Genomic DNA, 16,362 nt, shown 5'->3' with positions numbered 1-16,362 from the left:
TTGTGTGTTTTTTTTGTGCCCCGGCGCGGGGGGGGGCATGGCGGGGGGGGGGGGGGGTGTCACCCTGTTTTCTGTAAAAAAATAACCCCCCCCCCCCCCCCCCCCCCCGCGCCATGCTTTGGGTTATTGGAGGTGACGTATGCGTGAGCCAGACAAGCGAAGCAACGTCGCTCGCAGACTTCGGGGAGGGGCTTAGGGCGGGTGACGATTTTATGTACCCATCATGAGGAAGCCGCCGCACCCCATGCGCGTCATGCGCCCTCACCGGAGCGCAAACAAAAAAGCCACTCATAAGAGTGGCTTCTTCAGCAGTACAAAAGAAGATCAAGCTTTGAAAGCCACAACCTTCTGATGTTGCTCGCCCAGACCTTCGATCCCCAAAGTCATGGTGTCACCACGCTTCAAGTACACAGGCGCTGACTTACCGTCTTTCTTGATGCCCATGCCCACACCAGGAGGCGTGCCGGTACAGATCACGTCGCCGGGCATCAAGGTGATGAACTGGCTCACGTAGCTCACAATTTTGGCCACACCGAAGATCATGGTCTTGGTGTTGCCGTTTTGCATGCGCACGCCGTTGTGGTCCAGCCACATGCCCAGCTTCTGTGGGTTTGGCACTTCGTCACGGGTCACCAACCAAGGGCCGATGGGGCCGAAGGTGTCGCAACCCTTGCCCTTGTCCCATGAGCCGCCGCGCTCCAACTGGTACTCACGCTCGCTCACGTCGTTGATCAAGCAATAGCCTGCCACGTAATTGAACGCGTCTTTTTGCGACACGTAGCGTGCCTGTGTACCGATCACGATGCCCAGTTCCACTTCCCAGTCCGACTTGACCGAGCCCTTGGGCAACATCACGTCGTCGTTGGGGCCTTGGATACAGCTGATGGCTTTGGTGAACACGATGGGTTCTTTAGGAATCGGCATGCCCGACTCTGCAGCGTGGTCGGCGTAGTTCAAGCCGATAGCCAAGAACTTGCCAATGTTGGCGACGGGGCAACCCATGCGTGGCTTGCCTTTGACCAAGGGCAACTTCTCGGTGTTGAGCTTGGCGATTTTGGCCAGCGCTTTGTCGCTGAGTTGATCGGGGGTCACGTCTTTGATGACCTTGCTCAGGTCACGCAACTTGCCTGCTGCATCAATCAGTCCGGGCTTTTCTTTGCCGGGGTTGCCATATCGAACCAGTTTCATGAATTGCCTTTCGGGTTAAAAAATTCTCAAGAATTATGACGTGCGCAAAACGGACAAACTGCACCCACGCGACAGCAGTCAAGGTGTTTACTGGTTTCCCCGAGTCGCCATGCACGGCGCACAAGAATATTATGGTATGACGATTAAACCCCATTTCAACCTAGTTAAAACCCATGCCCATCACGCTTCAAGCCCAAGACCTCGAACAGCACATCAGCCGCATTTTTGTCGCCGCAGGCAGCAGCGCCAGCGAAGCCCAAGAAGTGGCCGCTAACTTGGTGATGGCCAACCTCAGCGGCCACGACTCACATGGCGTCGGCATGGCACCGCGTTATATCGACGCGATTTTGGAAGGTGGCTTAACGCCCAACAGCGACGTGGCGGTGCGGGTGGACAGCGGCATGTTGCTGGGCCTCGACGGTCAACAAGGCTTTGGACAAACCGTGGGCGTGCAAGCCATGAACCTCGCATTTGATCGGGTGGCACAGCATGGCGCGTGCATCATGTCGCTGTCTCATGCGCACCACTTGGGCCGCATTGGTCACTTCGCCGAAATGGCGGTGGCCCGCGGCTGGGTGTCGCTGCACTTTGTGAACGTGCTCTCTCGCCCCGTGGTAGCGCCTTGGCACGGCGGCGATGGCCGCTTTGGCACCAACCCTTGCTGCATCGGCATTCCCGTCGGCATGGACGACACCACCCGCGAGCCCTTTGTGCTGGACTTCGCCACCAGCCGCGTGGCCCAAGGCAAGATGCGCGTGGCCCACAACGAAGGCAAAGAAGTCGCCCCCGGCACCTTGATCGACGAACACGGCCAGCCCACCAACCGCCCCGGCGTGGTGGTGGTGCCACAAAGCAACGGCGGCTATGGCGCCCTCATGCCCTTTGGCGAACACAAAGGCTTTGGTTTGGCCGTCGCCTGTGAGTTGCTGGGCGGCGCCTTGAGCGGGGGCGGCACTTGGCACCGCGCGGCGGACACCAAACGCGCGGTCTACAACGGCATGCTCAGCATCATCATCGACCCCAAAGCCTTGGGCACACAGCTGAGCTTTGCCCAAGAAACCTTGGCCTTCATCGACTGGCTGCGCCAAAGCCCTGCCAGCCCCAACAGCGACGGCGTGCGGGTGGCTGGTGACCCTGAACGTGCCGCACGCGCGGCACGCAAAAAAAATGGCATCGTCGTCGACGATGCCACTTGGCAAGAAATTCAAGACGCCGCACGCAAGGTGGGCGTCACGCTCTGAGCCGTTAGACGGCCAGCAGCGCCAGCCTCAATGCGAGCGAATCATGGTGCCGAACGCTTGCTCGGTCAGCACCTCGAGCAGCATGGCGTGCGGCACGCGGCCATCGATGATGTGCACTGCGTTCACGCCGCTCTTGGCCGCATCTAACGCACCAGCGATCTTCGGGATCATGCCGCCGCTGATGGTGCCGTCAGCGCACAACTCGTCAATGCGACGCGGGGTGAGTTCGGTCAACAACTCGCCCGCTTTGTCGAGCACGCCACGGATGTTGGTGAGCATCAACAGTTTTTCAGCGCCCAGCACGGTGGCCAATTTGGCCGCCACCACGTCGGCGTTGATGTTGTAGCTCTCGTTGCTTTCACCAAAGCCGATAGGGCTGATCACCGGAATGAAAGCATCGTCTTGCAAGGCTTTCACCACGCTGGGGTCGATGCTGACGATGTCCCCCACTTGGCCCACGTCGTACTCTTTGCTCGGGTCTTGCGTGTCGTGCAGCTTGAGTTTTTTGGCGCGGATCATGGCGCCATCGCGGCCCGTCAAACCCACGGCCTTGCCGCCAGCTTGGTTGATCAAGCCCACGATGTCTTGCTGCACTTCGCCACCCAACACCCACTCCACCACTTCCATGGTTTCGGCATCGGTCACGCGCATGCCTTGAATGAACTCGCCGGTTTTACCCAAGCGCTTCAAGGCTGTTTCAATTTGCGGGCCTCCGCCGTGCACCACGACAGGGTTCATGCCCACCAGCTTGAGCAACACCACGTCTTCGGCAAATGCTTTTTGCAGTGCGGGGTCGGTCATGGCGTTGCCGCCGTATTTGATGACCAGCGTTTTGCCGTGGAACTTGCGGATGTACGGCAGCGCTTGGGCCAGGATGTCAGCAGGAGAAAAAGTGCTCATGGTGTGCAAAGCTCCGTCTAGCGATCAGTCTTCGTGGTGAATCAATTCAGCAGATGCTGAGGTGGCAGTTTGTGGGCCCAACACGAGGTCACGGACCATTTCACGCAACAACTTTTTCTCTTGGAAGCTCAACGCACGCTCCAACACACGACGCACGCCCAAGAGCAACTGGCGGTCCACCTCTTGTGGAATGCCGCGCGTGTTTTGCAGCTCTTCGCGCAATTCTTCGCGCAAATCTTCAGGTTCCTCGGCCCACCACGTGTTGATCACGGTGCCGAGTTGCGCACGCAATTGTTCGGGGTCGATGGGCGCAACGGCGTGCATGGAACTGGCGTGGCGAGGGGTTGCACCGTCACGCAAAGCTTGTGCACCCAAGACCACGCGGTGGTCAGCTTGCGACAGCAAACGCGCCCAACCTGGGTCATCGCGGTTGAGTTGGTTCATGTTGCGTGAGGCTTCGTCGGCCAGCAAATGCACGGCCACGCCATGCAACTGTGCTTCGTCAATCAAGGCCAACAAACGCTCGTCGTCGCTGCCCACCAAAATGTGGTCGCACGCGCCCCACTCGGCCAAACGCTTCAAGTCCGCGCCCAAGGTGCGCAACATCGACAAACCGCCGTCTTGGCTGTGAGGCATCACGGCGCGGCTGATTTGGGCGTCGTACGCTTGGTCATCGGGGGTGTCGCTGTACCAATAAATGCGGCGCAGGTTCAGGTCCAAACCGTTGTGGGCCAAGGCATTGCCCAACAAACCGTGCAGTTGTTGGCGCACCGGGTCTTGGCCACCGTCTGTGTGCCCTTGCAACCACGCTAAAAAACGCGCGTCGATGAGGGCAATGCAAGACTCGGCGCTGCCTTGCGCCGCTGTATGGGAAGGGTGTTGACGTTTCATGGAAGTACTAAAAAGGTAAAAAGATAGAAAACCGCCTAAGGCCGCGCTAACTCTGCGCTTAGCCATGGGCTGACATTTATTTTAGGGCGGCAGACACACGGCTGCGGTAGATAATTGTGTCACTCACGTAAATTCCACTATGACACAACCCATTTTGATCACCGGTGGCACCGGATTTATTGGCTCCCACACCGTGGTGACGCTGGCCCAAGCAGGCCAACCCGTGGTGATTTTGGACAACTTGTGCAATTCCAGCCCCAAAGTGCTCGACCGTTTGGCCCGCCTCAACGCCAGCCCGATTGAGTTTGTGCAGGCCGACGTCCGCGACAGCGCCGCCTTAGACGCCCTGTTTGCACGCCACGCGTTTGCAGGCGTGATCCACTTTGCGGGCCTCAAAGCCGTGGGCGAGTCGGTGGCCCAGCCTCTGCGTTACCTTGAGAACAACGTCAGCGGCACCATCAACCTGCTGCAAGCGATGGACCGCGCCGACGTGCGCCGCATCGTGTTCAGCTCGTCGGCCACCGTGTACGGCGACCCCGTCAGCGTGCCCATTCCCGAGACCGCTGCACTGACTGCCACCAACCCCTACGGCCGCAGCAAGCTCATGTGCGAAGACGCACTGCGCGAGTTGTACGCCGCTGATCCGCGTTGGCACATCGCCATCTTGCGCTACTTCAACCCCGTGGGCGCGCACGAAAGCGGCTTGCTGGGTGAAGCGCCCAACGGCATCCCCAACAACCTCATGCCCTACATCACACAAGTGGCCTTGGGCCAGCGCGAAGCCTTGCAGATTTTTGGCAACGACTACCCCACGCCCGACGGCACCGGCGTGCGCGACTACCTGCATGTGGTCGACTTGGCCGCCGGTCACTTGGCCGCTCTGCGCGCCTTGGACGATCCCAAACTCTTGACCCTCAACCTCGGCACTGGCCAAGGCGTGAGCGTGCAAGACATGGTGGACACCTTTGCCCGCGTCAACGGCGTGCCCATTCCCCACAAAGTGGTGCCACGCCGCCCCGGCGATGTGGCGCAATGTTTGGCTGACGCGCGCCAAGCCAAAGCCTTGCTGAACTGGCAAACCGAGCTCAACCTCGACCGCATGTGCGCCGATGCTTGGCGCTGGCAATCGATGAATCCACAAGGCTTCGACACCCCCCTATGAAAAACCCAGACGACGGCACGCTGTCCCTGTTTGACGACTTTCCGGCCCAAGACGCCCCGCCCGCAGCGGCCGTCAAAAAGCCACGCGCCAAACGCAAAACCGCAGCGCCTGTAGCCCCTGCAGAGGTTGACGTCGAAGTGCCGACGGAAACACCTCCGCAAACGCCAACCGAGCTGCCAGCCGTCGCTGAAACCACCGCAGCACCCGTTGCCGACATCGCAGCCGCCTCGGACATGCCCGCGCTCGAACCCGAGCACGAGCCCCACACCGCCAAAGAAGCGCCACCGCGCACGCCCATTCCTAGCGTGGACGTTGAAGCCACCTTGCAGCTGGCCAACTTGGTGCCCACACCCCCCAAACGCCAAAACCCGTGGGCCAAGCCCGCCGCGGAATCGACCACGTCCGACGCTACCCAAAAACCGCATGTGATGCTGGTCATCACCAAAGGCGAAGCGGGCGGCGCGCAGTCGCATGTGCTGGCCTTGTGCGAGGCGCTGCAATCGCGCATTCACTTCACCGTGGTCATTGGTGGCCCCGAAGAAGCCTCGGTGTTGGGTCAGCAACTGCACGCCTTGGGCATCACGGTGTGCCCCATGCCCGACATGGTGGAGTCGCTCAACCCGTGGCGCTTGTGGCCTGCCATCCAACAATTGACCGCGCAGATTGCCGCCAACCCACCCGATTTGATCCATGCCCACAGCGCCATCGCGGGGCTGACCGCACGCATGGCCTGCCAACGCACGGCGCGGCCCGTGGTCTACACCGTGCACGGCTTTGGTTTCAAACCCGAAATTCCGTGGCTGCGTCGTCACATGGCCTCGCTGGCCGAACGCGCACTCTCCAGCGCCACCACGCACATGATTTGCGTCTCCAAGCACGAGCGCGAACTGGCCTACCAGCTGCCCATCGCGCAAGAGCGGGTGCACATCATCCCCAACGGCATTGGCCAATTGCCCGCGCCATTGGTGGCGGTCGCAGCACCTGAAGCCGAAGACCACGTAGCCCCAACCACCCCTGTCAGCGTGCACACCACCAAGCCCCGCTTGATCATGGTGGCGCGCATGAAAGCGCCCAAACGCCACGACGTGCTGCTGCGCGCCTTGGCCCAAGTGCGCAACACCTTGGGCTACGAATTGGCCGTCAGCTTGGCGGGCGATGGCCCCCTGCGCGCGGCGCACGAGGCGTTGGCCCAAGAGCTCAACTTGCAAGAAGTCACATGGCTGGGCGATGTGAACAACGTGAGCGAACGGCTTGCCGAACACGATGTGTTTGTGCTGCTGTCCGACCACGAAGGCATGCCCATCACCGTGCTCGAAGCCATGCGTGCGGGCCTCGGCATTTTGGCCAGCGACTTGCCCGGCATTCGCGAACAACTCATCCCCGGCCAAGAAGGGCTGTTGGTCGCCAACACCCCCGAGGCGGTGGCCGAGCAACTCATGCGCTTGGTGCGCGAGCCCTATTTGCGCAAACGCTTGGGCCGTGCCGCGCAACAGTGTTTCGAGAGCAACTTCGCCGTCGAGCACATGGCCGAGCGCGTGATGACCGTTTACGAGCAATGCCTGCGCGACGACGCCGCCACCTCACGTCCCCAAACCGACGACAACGCCGTGGGCTCTGCCTTGGTGTCGGCCTCGGTGCGCCGCCGCGACGCCCTGCAAAGCTGGACGCTGTGGGGCGCATGGATGCTGCCGCCCAGCCTGTTCGCCGCGCAGTGGCTGCAAGACGCGGGCGTCATGACCTACCAATTTGGCGACACCTTGTGGTGGTGCGTGCTGCCCTACATCGTGGCCAGCCACTTGCTCATGCGCGCCTCGCACCTGCCCGTGGCCGAGCGCGGTGGCGTGCTGTGGGTGGCCACCGTGGCCCCCTTTGTGCTCACCCCATTGGGCTTTGCCTTGCTGCAACAGCCCTACTCACGCGCTGCGGTGCTGTGGGCCTATGTGGCCACCACCTTGTGGCTATGGTTGGGCTACCACCGCTTGGTCAAACACCGCGTCTTGCGCTTGGTGCATTTGGACGCCAGCGTGCCCGCCCAGTTGGCCGCTTGCCTGCATCCCCAAGCCCTCGACCCACGCGCCGTCGATTTGCAGCATTGGAGCCCTCTCGCCGACACCGCCTTGCCCGCCTGCGACGGTTTGGTGCTCGACCGCCATGTGCCCACCACGCCTGAGCGCACGCAGTTGCTGGGCCAACTCAAGATGCAGCACCTGCGCTTGTACAGCGTCGAAGCGGTGGCCGAACTCATGAGTGGCCGCAAGATGCTGCCCACCGCTGCCGACAGCCTGTGGGAAATCGACAACGACCCCGGCTACGACCGCGTCAAGCGCCTGCTCGACTTGGCGGCCTTGGTGGTGTTGACGCCGCTTTGGTTGCCCTTGTCGTTGCTCGTCGCTGCGGCGGTTCGATTCGACTCCAAAGGCCCCGCGCTGTTTTCGCAGCAACGCGTGGGTCGCAACGGGCAGCTGTTTAGGCTTTGGAAATTCCGCAGCATGGTGCACGGCTTGCAAGCGCCGGGCGTGCACTTTGCGCAAGCCGACGACCCGCGCATCACCCGCGTGGGCCACTTTTTGCGGCGCACCCGCTTAGACGAACTGCCCCAACTCTGGAACGTGCTGCGCGGCCACATGAGTCTGATTGGCCCGCGCCCCGAGCAAGCACCGTTTGTGCGCGAATTTGCCACCACCATTCCCAGCTACCCCTACCGCCACTTGGTGCGCCCCGGCCTCACGGGCTGGGCCCAAGTGCAGCAAGGCTATGCCGACAGCACCGACAGCACCCGCCTCAAGCTGAGCTACGACCTGTACTACGTGGCGCACTACTCGTTGGCGTTGGACCTGCTGATCGCCGCCAAAACCGTCAAAACCATCTGCACGGGGTTTGGCGCTCGGTGATATGACGACCCGCCGCATCCTGCTGCTAGAAGAGCCCTCGTGGGGCGGCGTGCAAACCATGTCGCGCACCTTGGCCGAGGGCTTGAGTGCCCAAGACTGGCCCATCACAGCGCTGCCGTGGCGGCAAACCGCGTGGGGCACCTTGGTGCAAGCGGCCAAGCAACACGACGTCATCGTGGCCACACACAACTTTGGCCCCACCTACGCTGGGGCGGCACTCAAAGCCATCACCGGCAAACCGCTCGTCAGCTGGGTGCACGGCCCACTGCAAGACGTGCTGCACACCGCGCGTGCGTCGGCCCTCAAACAACTCTGGCTCAAGCTGCTGTACAAGCAAGTCAGCCACTTTGTGTGCGTGTCGCGCACCACCCAAGACTCGCTGGTGGGCTTTGTCAAACAACTCAGCAGCGCACAAAGCTGCACCGTTGTGCACAACGGCTTGGGTGAGCTGCCGCTGGGCCAGCCCTTGCACGTGCATGCGGGCCACGGCGGCGATGGCTTGGCGCCTTTGCTGCTCGGCTACGTGGGCCGTTTGTCGGAAGAAAAACAGCCTGGCTTTTTGCTGGAAGCCCTGCGCTTCTTGCCCTCGCACGCCCAACTTGGCGTCGTTGGTGAAGGCCCTTTGCACCGCCAACTGGTGCACGACGGCATGGACTTGCTCTACCAAGGCCGCGTGCACTTTTTGGGCAAACACCCCAACGGCGCCAGCCTCTACCAGCCTTGGCACATCACGCTGCTGCCCTCGCGCTACGAGGGCTGCCCCATGACCGCACTCGAGTCGCTCGCCTGCGGCGTGCCCTGCGTGGCCTTGCCCATCCCCGCCATGCGCGAGCTGTTCGACCGCGACGCCCCTTACCTCTTGGCCCGTGGCGACACCCCCGTGGCACTGGCCGAAGCCGTCATGACCGTGCTCAGCCTGCCCCCCGAACAAGTGCGTGACGACATGGCTCGCATCGTGGCCCGCCACACGCTGGCCGACTTTGTTCGCCACTGGCAACAGGTGCTGCGCACATGCTGATTCACTTCGTGCGCAACGGCCCCTCGTATTTGCCCGAGCTCGACGCTTACGCGCAGTTCATCACCACGCACGGGCACGAAGCGCACATCCACGACACCAGCACCACCGTGCCCGACAACGCGCCAGTGGTGTGGTGGATCTGCGGGCGCGTGCCCCACTCAGAAGCGCGCCGTTTGCGCCAAGCTTTTCACATCCACGAATACACCTCAGCCTCGGTGCCGCCGCATGCGTGGCTGAAAGACCAAGTCAAACACTGGACCCAGCCCCGCCCCGACTTTCGGGTGTTTCAAAACGCGTGGGTGCGCGAGCGCCTCGGCTTTACTGACCACGTGCCCAGCAATTTGCGCGACATGGGCGTGGCGCAGCATTTTTTAGACGCCGGACAAATGCGGGCGGACGTCAAGGCGCACCACCACACCCAAAGTGCTGAGTTCGACTTGGTGTACCTCGGTGAAATGGGCCGCCTCTTGCCCTTCATGCCCCTGCTGCACAGCATTCACGAGGCGGACCGCACGCTGCTGCTGGTGGGCGAGGTGCCCGATGCCGTGCGCGCCTTGCTACCGCCCTCAGCGCACTGCACAGGCCGTGTGCCGCACGCCGAAGTGCCCCGCCATTTGCTGCGCGCCCGCTTCGGTTTGAACTTGGTCAGCAACGTCGCGCCCTACCACCAACAAACCTCCACCAAACTGTTGGAGTACTGCGCGGTCGGCCTGCCCGTGGTGAGCAACGACTACGCATGGGTGCGCTACTTTGCCACGCACTTGGAAGGCAACTTTCATCTGCTCAAAGACGCGCCAGACACCTGGACCTTGAGCTTTGGCGAGGCGCTCGACGCTTATCCGTACCGCGTGCCCGATGTGCAGCATTTGGCGTGGCCCAACTTGCTGCGACATTTGCCGCTATGGAAAAAGCTGCACATAGACGCCTCGCACCTCAGCGCGGCGCACACGCCTAGCGCGCGAGAAGTGTCGCCATGAGCGCGCTCAAACTGCCCCGCGCCAGCCACACCGTGGCACTGGCCAGCTTGGTCGCCTTTGGCACCCAAGTCGCGTTTGCCTTGCTCATGCTGCGCCTTTTCACGCCGCAAGAAGTGGGCGAGTTTTCGGTGCTCAGCCAAATCGGTTTTTTCTGGATGACCTTGGCCTTGGCCCAAGCCCCACTCAGCTTGCTGGCCAACGCCCACACGCCCGCCAACCAAGCGCTGCGTCAAGCATGGCGCAGCAGTGTGCGGCGTGGCTTGGCCTTGCTGCCGGTGGCGGCTTTGGCCGTCTGGCTCAGCGACTTAGCGCTATGGCCTGCCCTGCTGTGGGTGTTGCTGCTGGCGTTTTTTCAAATGGGTAATTTGCTCTCGCAAAGCCACAGCTTGCGCGTGGGCAGCGCTTGGCAACAAGCCGCCGTGCGGGTATTGCCGCCACTGACCGCCGCCTTGTTGGCGCTGGCCACCGCATGGCTCTGGCATATAAACAGCGCGCTGGTCATCGCCGCAATCTTGGGTTATGCCGTGGGCGCGGCTTGGTTGGTGCCTGTTTTTTGGCCATCGGCTGAAGCACCTCAGCCCAGCCCCTCACAACAAGCAGCCGCTGCCTCTCCAAACCAATCGGACACCCGCAGCGCCACGCTGCGCATGGCCCACACCTTGGCCGATGCGTTGCTGGCCACCGCCTTGGTCGTGGTCTGGCAGCGTCTGTATGGCGCACAAGAAACAGGTTGGATGACCGCCCTGCTGCGCGTGCTGGGCTTTGTACCTGCCGTCGTGCACATGGCTTGGGCGCAAGTGGTGTTGGCGCAAACAAAATCACACAAACATCAAATAGCCCCCATGTGGCTGGGCCTCTCCGCATGGGGTGCCGTGCTCGGCTTGGGTGGCGTGTGCGCGCTGGCCTTGAACTGGCAATGGCTAGACACCCGCTGGCAAGGTGTGTGGCCCTACATCGTGCCGCTGGTGCTGTGGCAAGGCAGCGCTTGTTTGTCAGCGGCCTTCAGCCACCGGCCTTTTCAGGCACATGCTGCGGCACGCTATTCGTGGGCTTGCATGGGCTTGGCGCTGCTGCAAGCGGTCGTGTTGCTGCTACCGCTGGCGTTGCCAGTGCGCATGGATGCGGCGGCGCACATGATGGGTTTTGCTGTGGTCAGCAGCTTGGGGCTGGTGGGGCTGGCTGCGTGGATGGCTCGCTTGCGTTAAATGGGCCAAGCTTCGACAGCCTAAGCAGGCAGCAGGCGCCTGAGGCTCCTAATTTTTTTCCAGAGCACGGCCTTGGGCATGTGTATGGCCATCACTTGCATGCAGCGCTCGAGCCAGCCCGTTCTGTTCTCCAGACGATCTATGGCTTTGGCAAGGTCTCTGATGATTGCAGCCCCATAAGCTTCTGTGGCCTTGTCTACCGCCGCATGCAGCACACGCAAGGGTAACGACATCATGGCTAGGTCAATCACGTCGCGGCTGAACACACCATCATCGGCCTGACGATCGGCATTGGCGAGCAGCTTGCTGGTCGCAAGATCCAGCACCGACAAGGTGTTCACACCGCAAATGCAGTCGTCTGGTCCGGGCGCTTGCAACTCAACGCGCGCTTCGCGCACGATTTCCAACTTGATGGCTTGACCGTCCATCAGCACTTGCGTGCGTATGCCGTACTGGTCTGCACGCACTTCACGCGCCAGCATCAGGGGCATGGCGTTGGGGCGGGTGATGGGAGCAAGGCCTTCGGTACCCGTGAGCAGCTGCCGCAAATCACGGTAGCCTGCCGCATTGGAGACTAGAAAATCAATATCAACAGATTCGCGGTACTCCCCATACCGCAAAGCAATGCAAGTGCCGCCACCGAACCAGCAGGCGTGCCGCGCCAATACTTGAGCATCCAGAGCGCTCAACACATGAGCAATGCGTTGGTGATGTGGACGCTTAAACATGGATGGTCTTTTTGCCAAAGGCTTGCTGCAGCGCTTGCCACAGGTCATGCTCGTCTTCACGCATGGCCGCAAGGTCCAAGTGCCGCGCATTGCGTTCGTAAATGTCGTAAGCCTCTACTGGGGTCAAATAGTCTGCCCCTTGCACTTGCCAAGCGAGTGCCTTGAGTTGGGGGTAGTCCGCCAAGGTAATGCGCACAGGCCACCAGCCTTTGGGTTGAAGGTCTACTTCGTTTGCCGTCGTCTCTACTTCCAGCTTGAGCTGCATGCCAAGTGCGCTGGCCACGCTGCTCCAGGCGCCCATGGTGACCGAAGGCTCACCTTTTTCAATGCGGTGCAAAGTGACCCGCGACAGACCGGCAGCCTCAGAGGTCACCACGGCGCTCACGCCCAAGACCTTGCGCCTGGCGCGTAGTTCTGCGCCAAGGGATTGAAGCTGGGTGGCATTTGGCTTGTCATGAGTCGTCGTATTTTTGGCCATAGTGTTTCTCATTTTACACAAAACTCCAGTTTTGTCTATTCAAAGAAACAGTTAACCTTAGCCAACCTTCAGGCGGACATCTCAGCGAGTAGGGCTGACCGTGTGGATGGCTCGACTTCGTTAACGTCGCCCCACCGGTTGATCACGAACGGTTAGACAACCAGTCTGAAAACTCAGCCCCGACTTCATGATGGTGCTCACCCAAATCGACGGTGGCTTGCAGAAAGCCCAACTTGCTGCCGCAGTCGTAGCGCTTGCCTGCATAACGATAGGCATACACTTTTTCTTTGCGCAACAAATTAGCGATGCCATCGGTCAATTGAATCTCGCCGCCAACGCCGCGAGGCAGCGCTTCTAATTCGTTGAAGATATTTCCTGACAACACATAACGGCCAGCAACAGCCAATGTGCTGGGTGCTTTGGCAGGTTCGGGCTTTTCAACAATCGCCGTCATCTCGACCAAATCGTCTGCCACAACGGCGCCTGACACGATGCCATATCGCTTGGTGTGTTCAAGAGGCACATCCTGCACCGCCACAATCGACGATTGAAGTGCATTGAACTGCGCCACCAACTGAGCGGTGACAGAAGGCTCGCCCACCATCAAGTCGTCGGCCAACAGAACGGCGAACGGCTCTTGGCCCACCAACTCTTTCGCGCACAACACCGCATGCCCCAGGCCCAAGGCGCGCGACTGACGTACATACGTACAAACCATATCGTCTGGCGCAATCGATCTCGCCACATTCAACAGCTCTTTTTTGCCAGCCGCCTCAAGCTCTGTTTCTAATTCGTAAGCCGTATCGAAATGATCTTCCACACTGCGCTTGGTACGGCCCGTCACAAAAATCATGTGCCGAATGCCTGCGGCATAGGCCTCTTCCACCGCGTATTGAATCAATGGCTTATCCACCACTGGCAACATTTCTTTCGCGGAAGCCTTCGTTGCAGGCAAGAAACGGGTACCCAAACCTGCAATAGGAAAAACGGCTTTACGGACAAGTTGCTTCATAGGGTTTGAGAATAATTCGAGGGAATACGTTTATTGTTTTTATATTTTACTAAGTATCGAGGGCTCAAAGCCGCGCATCGCTCTGTCATCCAAGCTCACTGAACCGTTTTGCCTCTGCATCCTTCACCGCCAACAATGGCGCTGCATCGATTAAATGCAAAGGCCAATCAATGCCCACGTCTGGGTCGTTCCACAACAAGCTGCGCTCAAAGGCAGGGTTGTAGTAGTCGGTGGTTTTGTACAAAAACTCGGCGCTTTCGCTGGTCACCAAAAAGCCGTGGGCCAAGCCCTCGGGAATCCAGAGTTGCTTTTTGTTGTCGGCCGACAGCTCTAAGCCAAACCATTGGCCATAGGTTTTGGAACCAGGACGAATGTCTACGACCACATCAAACACTGCGCCTTGTGTGACGCGCACCAGTTTGCCTTGCGGGTTTTGCGCTTGGTAGTGCATGCCGCGCAGCACGCCCTTGGCCGATTTGCTGTGGTTGTCTTGCACGAAGGTGCGTTGTATGCCGGTGGCTTGCTCAAAGTCGCGGGCGTTGAAGCTTTCAAAAAAGAAGCCGCGCGCGTCGCCAAACACTTTGGGCTCCAAAATCAACACACCCTCAATGGGCGTGGGGGTCACTTGGTAAGGCATGGCTTATTTCAGCAAGTTCAACAGGTACTGGCCGTAACCGTTTTTAGACAAAGGCGCAGCCAGCTTTTGCAGCGCCGCAGCGTCGATCCACTTTTGGTGGAACGCAATTTCTTCGGGGCACGCCACCATCAAGCCTTGGCGTTTTTGCAAGGTGGCAATGAAGCTGGCGGCTTCCATCAAGCTCTCGTGTGTGCCCGTGTCTAGCCATGCGTAACCGCGGCCCATGATCTCCACGCTCAGTTGGTTCAGCTCCAAATAGCGCTTGTTGACATCGGTGATCTCTAGCTCGCCACGGTGCGAGGGCTTCACGTCAGCCGCAATGTCGCACACCTGTTCGTCGTAAAAGTACAAACCGGTCACGGCGTAGTTGCTCTTGGGGGCTTTGGGTTTTTCTTCAATGCTCAAGGCGCGGAACTGGTCATCAAACTCCACCACGCCGTAGCGCTCGGGGTCGTGCACATGGTAGGCAAACACACTGGCGCCGCTGGTGCGTTGGTTGGCGCTGTCGAGTTGCTTGACCAAGTCGTGGCCGTAAAAAATGTTGTCGCCCAACACCAAGGCGCTGGGGTGGTCGGCCACAAAGTTTTTACCAATGATGAAGGCTTGCGCCAAACCATCGGGACTGGGCTGCACTGCGTACTCGATGTGCATGCCCCACTGGCTGCCGTCGCCCAACAGCTCAGTAAAACGCGGCGTGTCTTGCGGGGTGGAGATGATCAACACCTCGCGAATGCCACTGAGCATGAGCGTGGTGAGCGGGTAATAAATCATGGGCTTGTCGTACACGGGCATGAGCTGCTTGCTCACCGCTTGCGTGACGGGGTAAAGCCGTGTGCCCGAGCCACCGGCCAAGATGATGCCTTTGCGTTGCTTATTCATGGTGATTTCCTAGAGATGATTTGATCGAGGATGGCGTCTACCCCCACTTGCCAAGCGGGCAGGGTGAGCGCAAATGTGGTTTGTAATTTCTGCGTGTTCAAACGCGAGTTCAGAGGGCGCGGCGCGGGCACAGGGTATTCGGCCGTGGTGATTGGGCTGACCGCATCTGGCTTGGCTTTGAGGTTTGCACCTCGTTGCAAAGCCCCAGCAATGACGTGCTGCGCATAGCCATGCCACGACACCTCACCCGCTGCCGCCAAGTGATAAATACCCCAGCGCGCATCATTGTCGGCGGCGGCATGCATGGACTGCAACAGCTGCACCGTCACATCGGCCAGCAACGCGGTGCTGGTGGGCGCGCCGATTTGGTCCGCCACCACACGCAAAGCATCGCGCTCAGCAGCCAGCCTCAGCATGGTTTTTAAGAAGTTGCCACCGTGAGCGCCCACCACCCAACTGGTGCGCAACATCAAATGTTTGGGGCAATGGGCTGCAATGGCCAATTCACCATCGCGCTTGCTTTGGCCGTACACCGACAGCGGGTGCGTGGCATCGCTCTCTTGCCAGGGTTTTGTGCCCGAACCGTCAAACACGTAGTCGGTGGAGTAATGCACCAGCGTGGCGTTCCACACTTTGGCCAACTCAGCCAGTACCGCAGGTGACTCGGCGTTCACCGCATGCGCCAACTCGGTTTCGGTTTGCGCTTTGTCGACCGCTGTGTAGGCTGCGGCATTGACGATCACCGTGGGTTGGAAGGCTTGGGCAAGCTCGGTCAACGCCTTGCGCAAAGCGGCAGGGTTGGCCAAGTCGGCCTCGACACGCGTGAGCGCTTTGACCTCGCCCAACTGTTGCAGCTGAACAGCGAGCTGGTGGCCTAACTGGCCGTTGGCACCCAATAACAAAAGACGTTGTGCAGAAAAGTTCATCAAATAAATTTCATATCTTTGAAAGCTCAACCGCTCGACCAGCAAATTGAACAATGACTTTAAATAGCTCAAATTCGCTTTTTTGTGTCAGGCGGATTCAAGGACGAAGTGCAACAAAGATGAACTGGTTATAGGTGGCTGAGGATGCGAGAGCATCATGGCCGCTTTAACCGCCAAATCGAAATTGCCCAATGTACAAGCACCTCAGCCGAGAAGAACGATACCAAAT

Annotated in this window: 15 protein-coding genes; 6 read left to right on the top strand and 9 right to left on the bottom strand. The window is 60.0% G+C overall.

The window, feature by feature from the left end; genetic code table 11:
- Positions 1 to 324 precede the first annotated feature (324 nt).
- A complete protein-coding gene (locus tag RMS95_RS05030; RefSeq protein ID WP_310644141.1) occupies positions 325 to 1,188 on the bottom strand; it encodes a fumarylacetoacetate hydrolase family protein in 864 nt (287 codons plus the stop codon).
- 173 nt (positions 1,189 to 1,361) lie between these two features.
- On the opposite strand from RMS95_RS05030, the gene RMS95_RS05025 reads away from it, so the two are divergent.
- Positions 1,362 to 2,429 (top strand): malate/lactate/ureidoglycolate dehydrogenase, encoded by a 1,068-nt coding sequence (locus RMS95_RS05025; RefSeq protein WP_310644139.1) that lies wholly within the window; start codon positions 1,362 to 1,364, stop codon positions 2,427 to 2,429.
- 27 nt (positions 2,430 to 2,456) lie between these two features.
- Here the strand turns inward: RMS95_RS05025 and argB are convergent, their stop codons facing one another.
- On the bottom strand, positions 2,457 to 3,329 hold the full coding sequence (gene argB, locus RMS95_RS05020; protein ID WP_310644138.1) for an acetylglutamate kinase: 873 nt from the start codon (positions 3,327 to 3,329) through the stop codon (positions 2,457 to 2,459).
- Positions 3,330 to 3,353: 24 nt separating this feature from the next.
- Entirely contained in the window at positions 3,354 to 4,220 is an 867-nt protein-coding gene (locus RMS95_RS05015; RefSeq protein ID WP_310644136.1) for a hypothetical protein, read from the bottom strand.
- A 139-nt stretch (positions 4,221 to 4,359) separates the two neighbouring features.
- Here RMS95_RS05015 and galE point away from each other — a divergent pair, with 139 nt between their 5' ends.
- The 5 genes from galE to RMS95_RS04990 are packed head-to-tail and all read left to right on the top strand — an operon-like array spanning position 4,360 to position 11,473.
- Positions 4,360 to 5,382, top strand: a complete 1,023-nt coding sequence (gene galE, locus RMS95_RS05010; protein WP_310644134.1) for a UDP-glucose 4-epimerase GalE — start codon at positions 4,360 to 4,362, stop codon at positions 5,380 to 5,382.
- Complete coding sequence (locus RMS95_RS05005; RefSeq protein WP_310644132.1) at positions 5,379 to 8,273, top strand: sugar transferase; 2,895 nt, start codon at positions 5,379 to 5,381, stop codon at positions 8,271 to 8,273. The genes galE and RMS95_RS05005 overlap by 4 nt, the downstream gene beginning before the upstream one ends.
- A gap of 1 nt (position 8,274) precedes the next feature.
- Positions 8,275 to 9,291 carry a glycosyltransferase gene (locus tag RMS95_RS05000; RefSeq protein WP_310644130.1) on the top strand — a complete coding sequence of 339 codons (1,017 nt, stop codon included), beginning with the start codon at positions 8,275 to 8,277 and terminating at the stop codon, positions 9,289 to 9,291.
- Positions 9,285 to 10,268: a glycosyltransferase gene (locus RMS95_RS04995; RefSeq protein WP_310644128.1), complete on the top strand. Its 984-nt coding sequence runs from the start codon at positions 9,285 to 9,287 to the stop codon at positions 10,266 to 10,268. The genes RMS95_RS05000 and RMS95_RS04995 overlap by 7 nt, the downstream gene beginning before the upstream one ends.
- Positions 10,265 to 11,473, top strand: coding sequence for a hypothetical protein (locus RMS95_RS04990; protein WP_310644126.1), 1,209 nt, complete (start codon positions 10,265 to 10,267; stop codon positions 11,471 to 11,473). Before RMS95_RS04995 ends, RMS95_RS04990 begins: the two co-directional genes overlap by 4 nt.
- Before the next feature lie 20 nt (positions 11,474 to 11,493).
- On the opposite strand, the gene RMS95_RS04985 is transcribed toward RMS95_RS04990, so the two are convergent.
- From RMS95_RS04985 to rfbD, 6 genes are all read right to left on the bottom strand, one after another.
- Positions 11,494 to 12,201 carry a nucleotidyl transferase AbiEii/AbiGii toxin family protein gene (locus tag RMS95_RS04985; protein WP_310644124.1) on the bottom strand — a complete coding sequence of 236 codons (708 nt, stop codon included), beginning with the start codon at positions 12,199 to 12,201 and terminating at the stop codon, positions 11,494 to 11,496.
- Positions 12,194 to 12,679 carry a helix-turn-helix domain-containing protein gene (locus RMS95_RS04980; RefSeq protein ID WP_310644122.1) on the bottom strand — a complete coding sequence of 162 codons (486 nt, stop codon included), beginning with the start codon at positions 12,677 to 12,679 and terminating at the stop codon, positions 12,194 to 12,196. The genes RMS95_RS04985 and RMS95_RS04980 overlap by 8 nt, the downstream gene beginning before the upstream one ends.
- Positions 12,680 to 12,821: 142 nt before the next feature.
- Positions 12,822 to 13,691, bottom strand: a complete 870-nt coding sequence (gene galU, locus RMS95_RS04975; protein WP_310644120.1) for a UTP--glucose-1-phosphate uridylyltransferase GalU — start codon at positions 13,689 to 13,691, stop codon at positions 12,822 to 12,824.
- A gap of 85 nt (positions 13,692 to 13,776) precedes the next feature.
- On the bottom strand, positions 13,777 to 14,328 hold the full coding sequence (gene rfbC / locus RMS95_RS04970; RefSeq protein ID WP_310644118.1) for a dTDP-4-dehydrorhamnose 3,5-epimerase: 552 nt from the start codon (positions 14,326 to 14,328) through the stop codon (positions 13,777 to 13,779).
- Positions 14,329 to 14,331: 3 nt separating this feature from the next.
- Entirely contained in the window at positions 14,332 to 15,207 is an 876-nt protein-coding gene (gene rfbA, locus RMS95_RS04965) for a glucose-1-phosphate thymidylyltransferase RfbA (RefSeq protein ID WP_310644116.1), read from the bottom strand.
- Positions 15,204 to 16,133: a dTDP-4-dehydrorhamnose reductase gene (gene rfbD / locus RMS95_RS04960; protein WP_310644114.1), complete on the bottom strand. Its 930-nt coding sequence runs from the start codon at positions 16,131 to 16,133 to the stop codon at positions 15,204 to 15,206. Before rfbD ends, rfbA begins: the two co-directional genes overlap by 4 nt.
- Between the last annotated feature and the right edge of the window lie 229 nt (positions 16,134 to 16,362).

The organism is Limnohabitans sp. (genome assembly GCF_031539175.1).
In the GTDB taxonomy this organism is placed as follows: Bacteria; Pseudomonadota; Gammaproteobacteria; order Burkholderiales; family Burkholderiaceae_C; genus Limnohabitans.
Note: the sequence above shows the minus strand (reverse complement) of the source record. Positions and strands in the feature narration are given on the sequence as shown.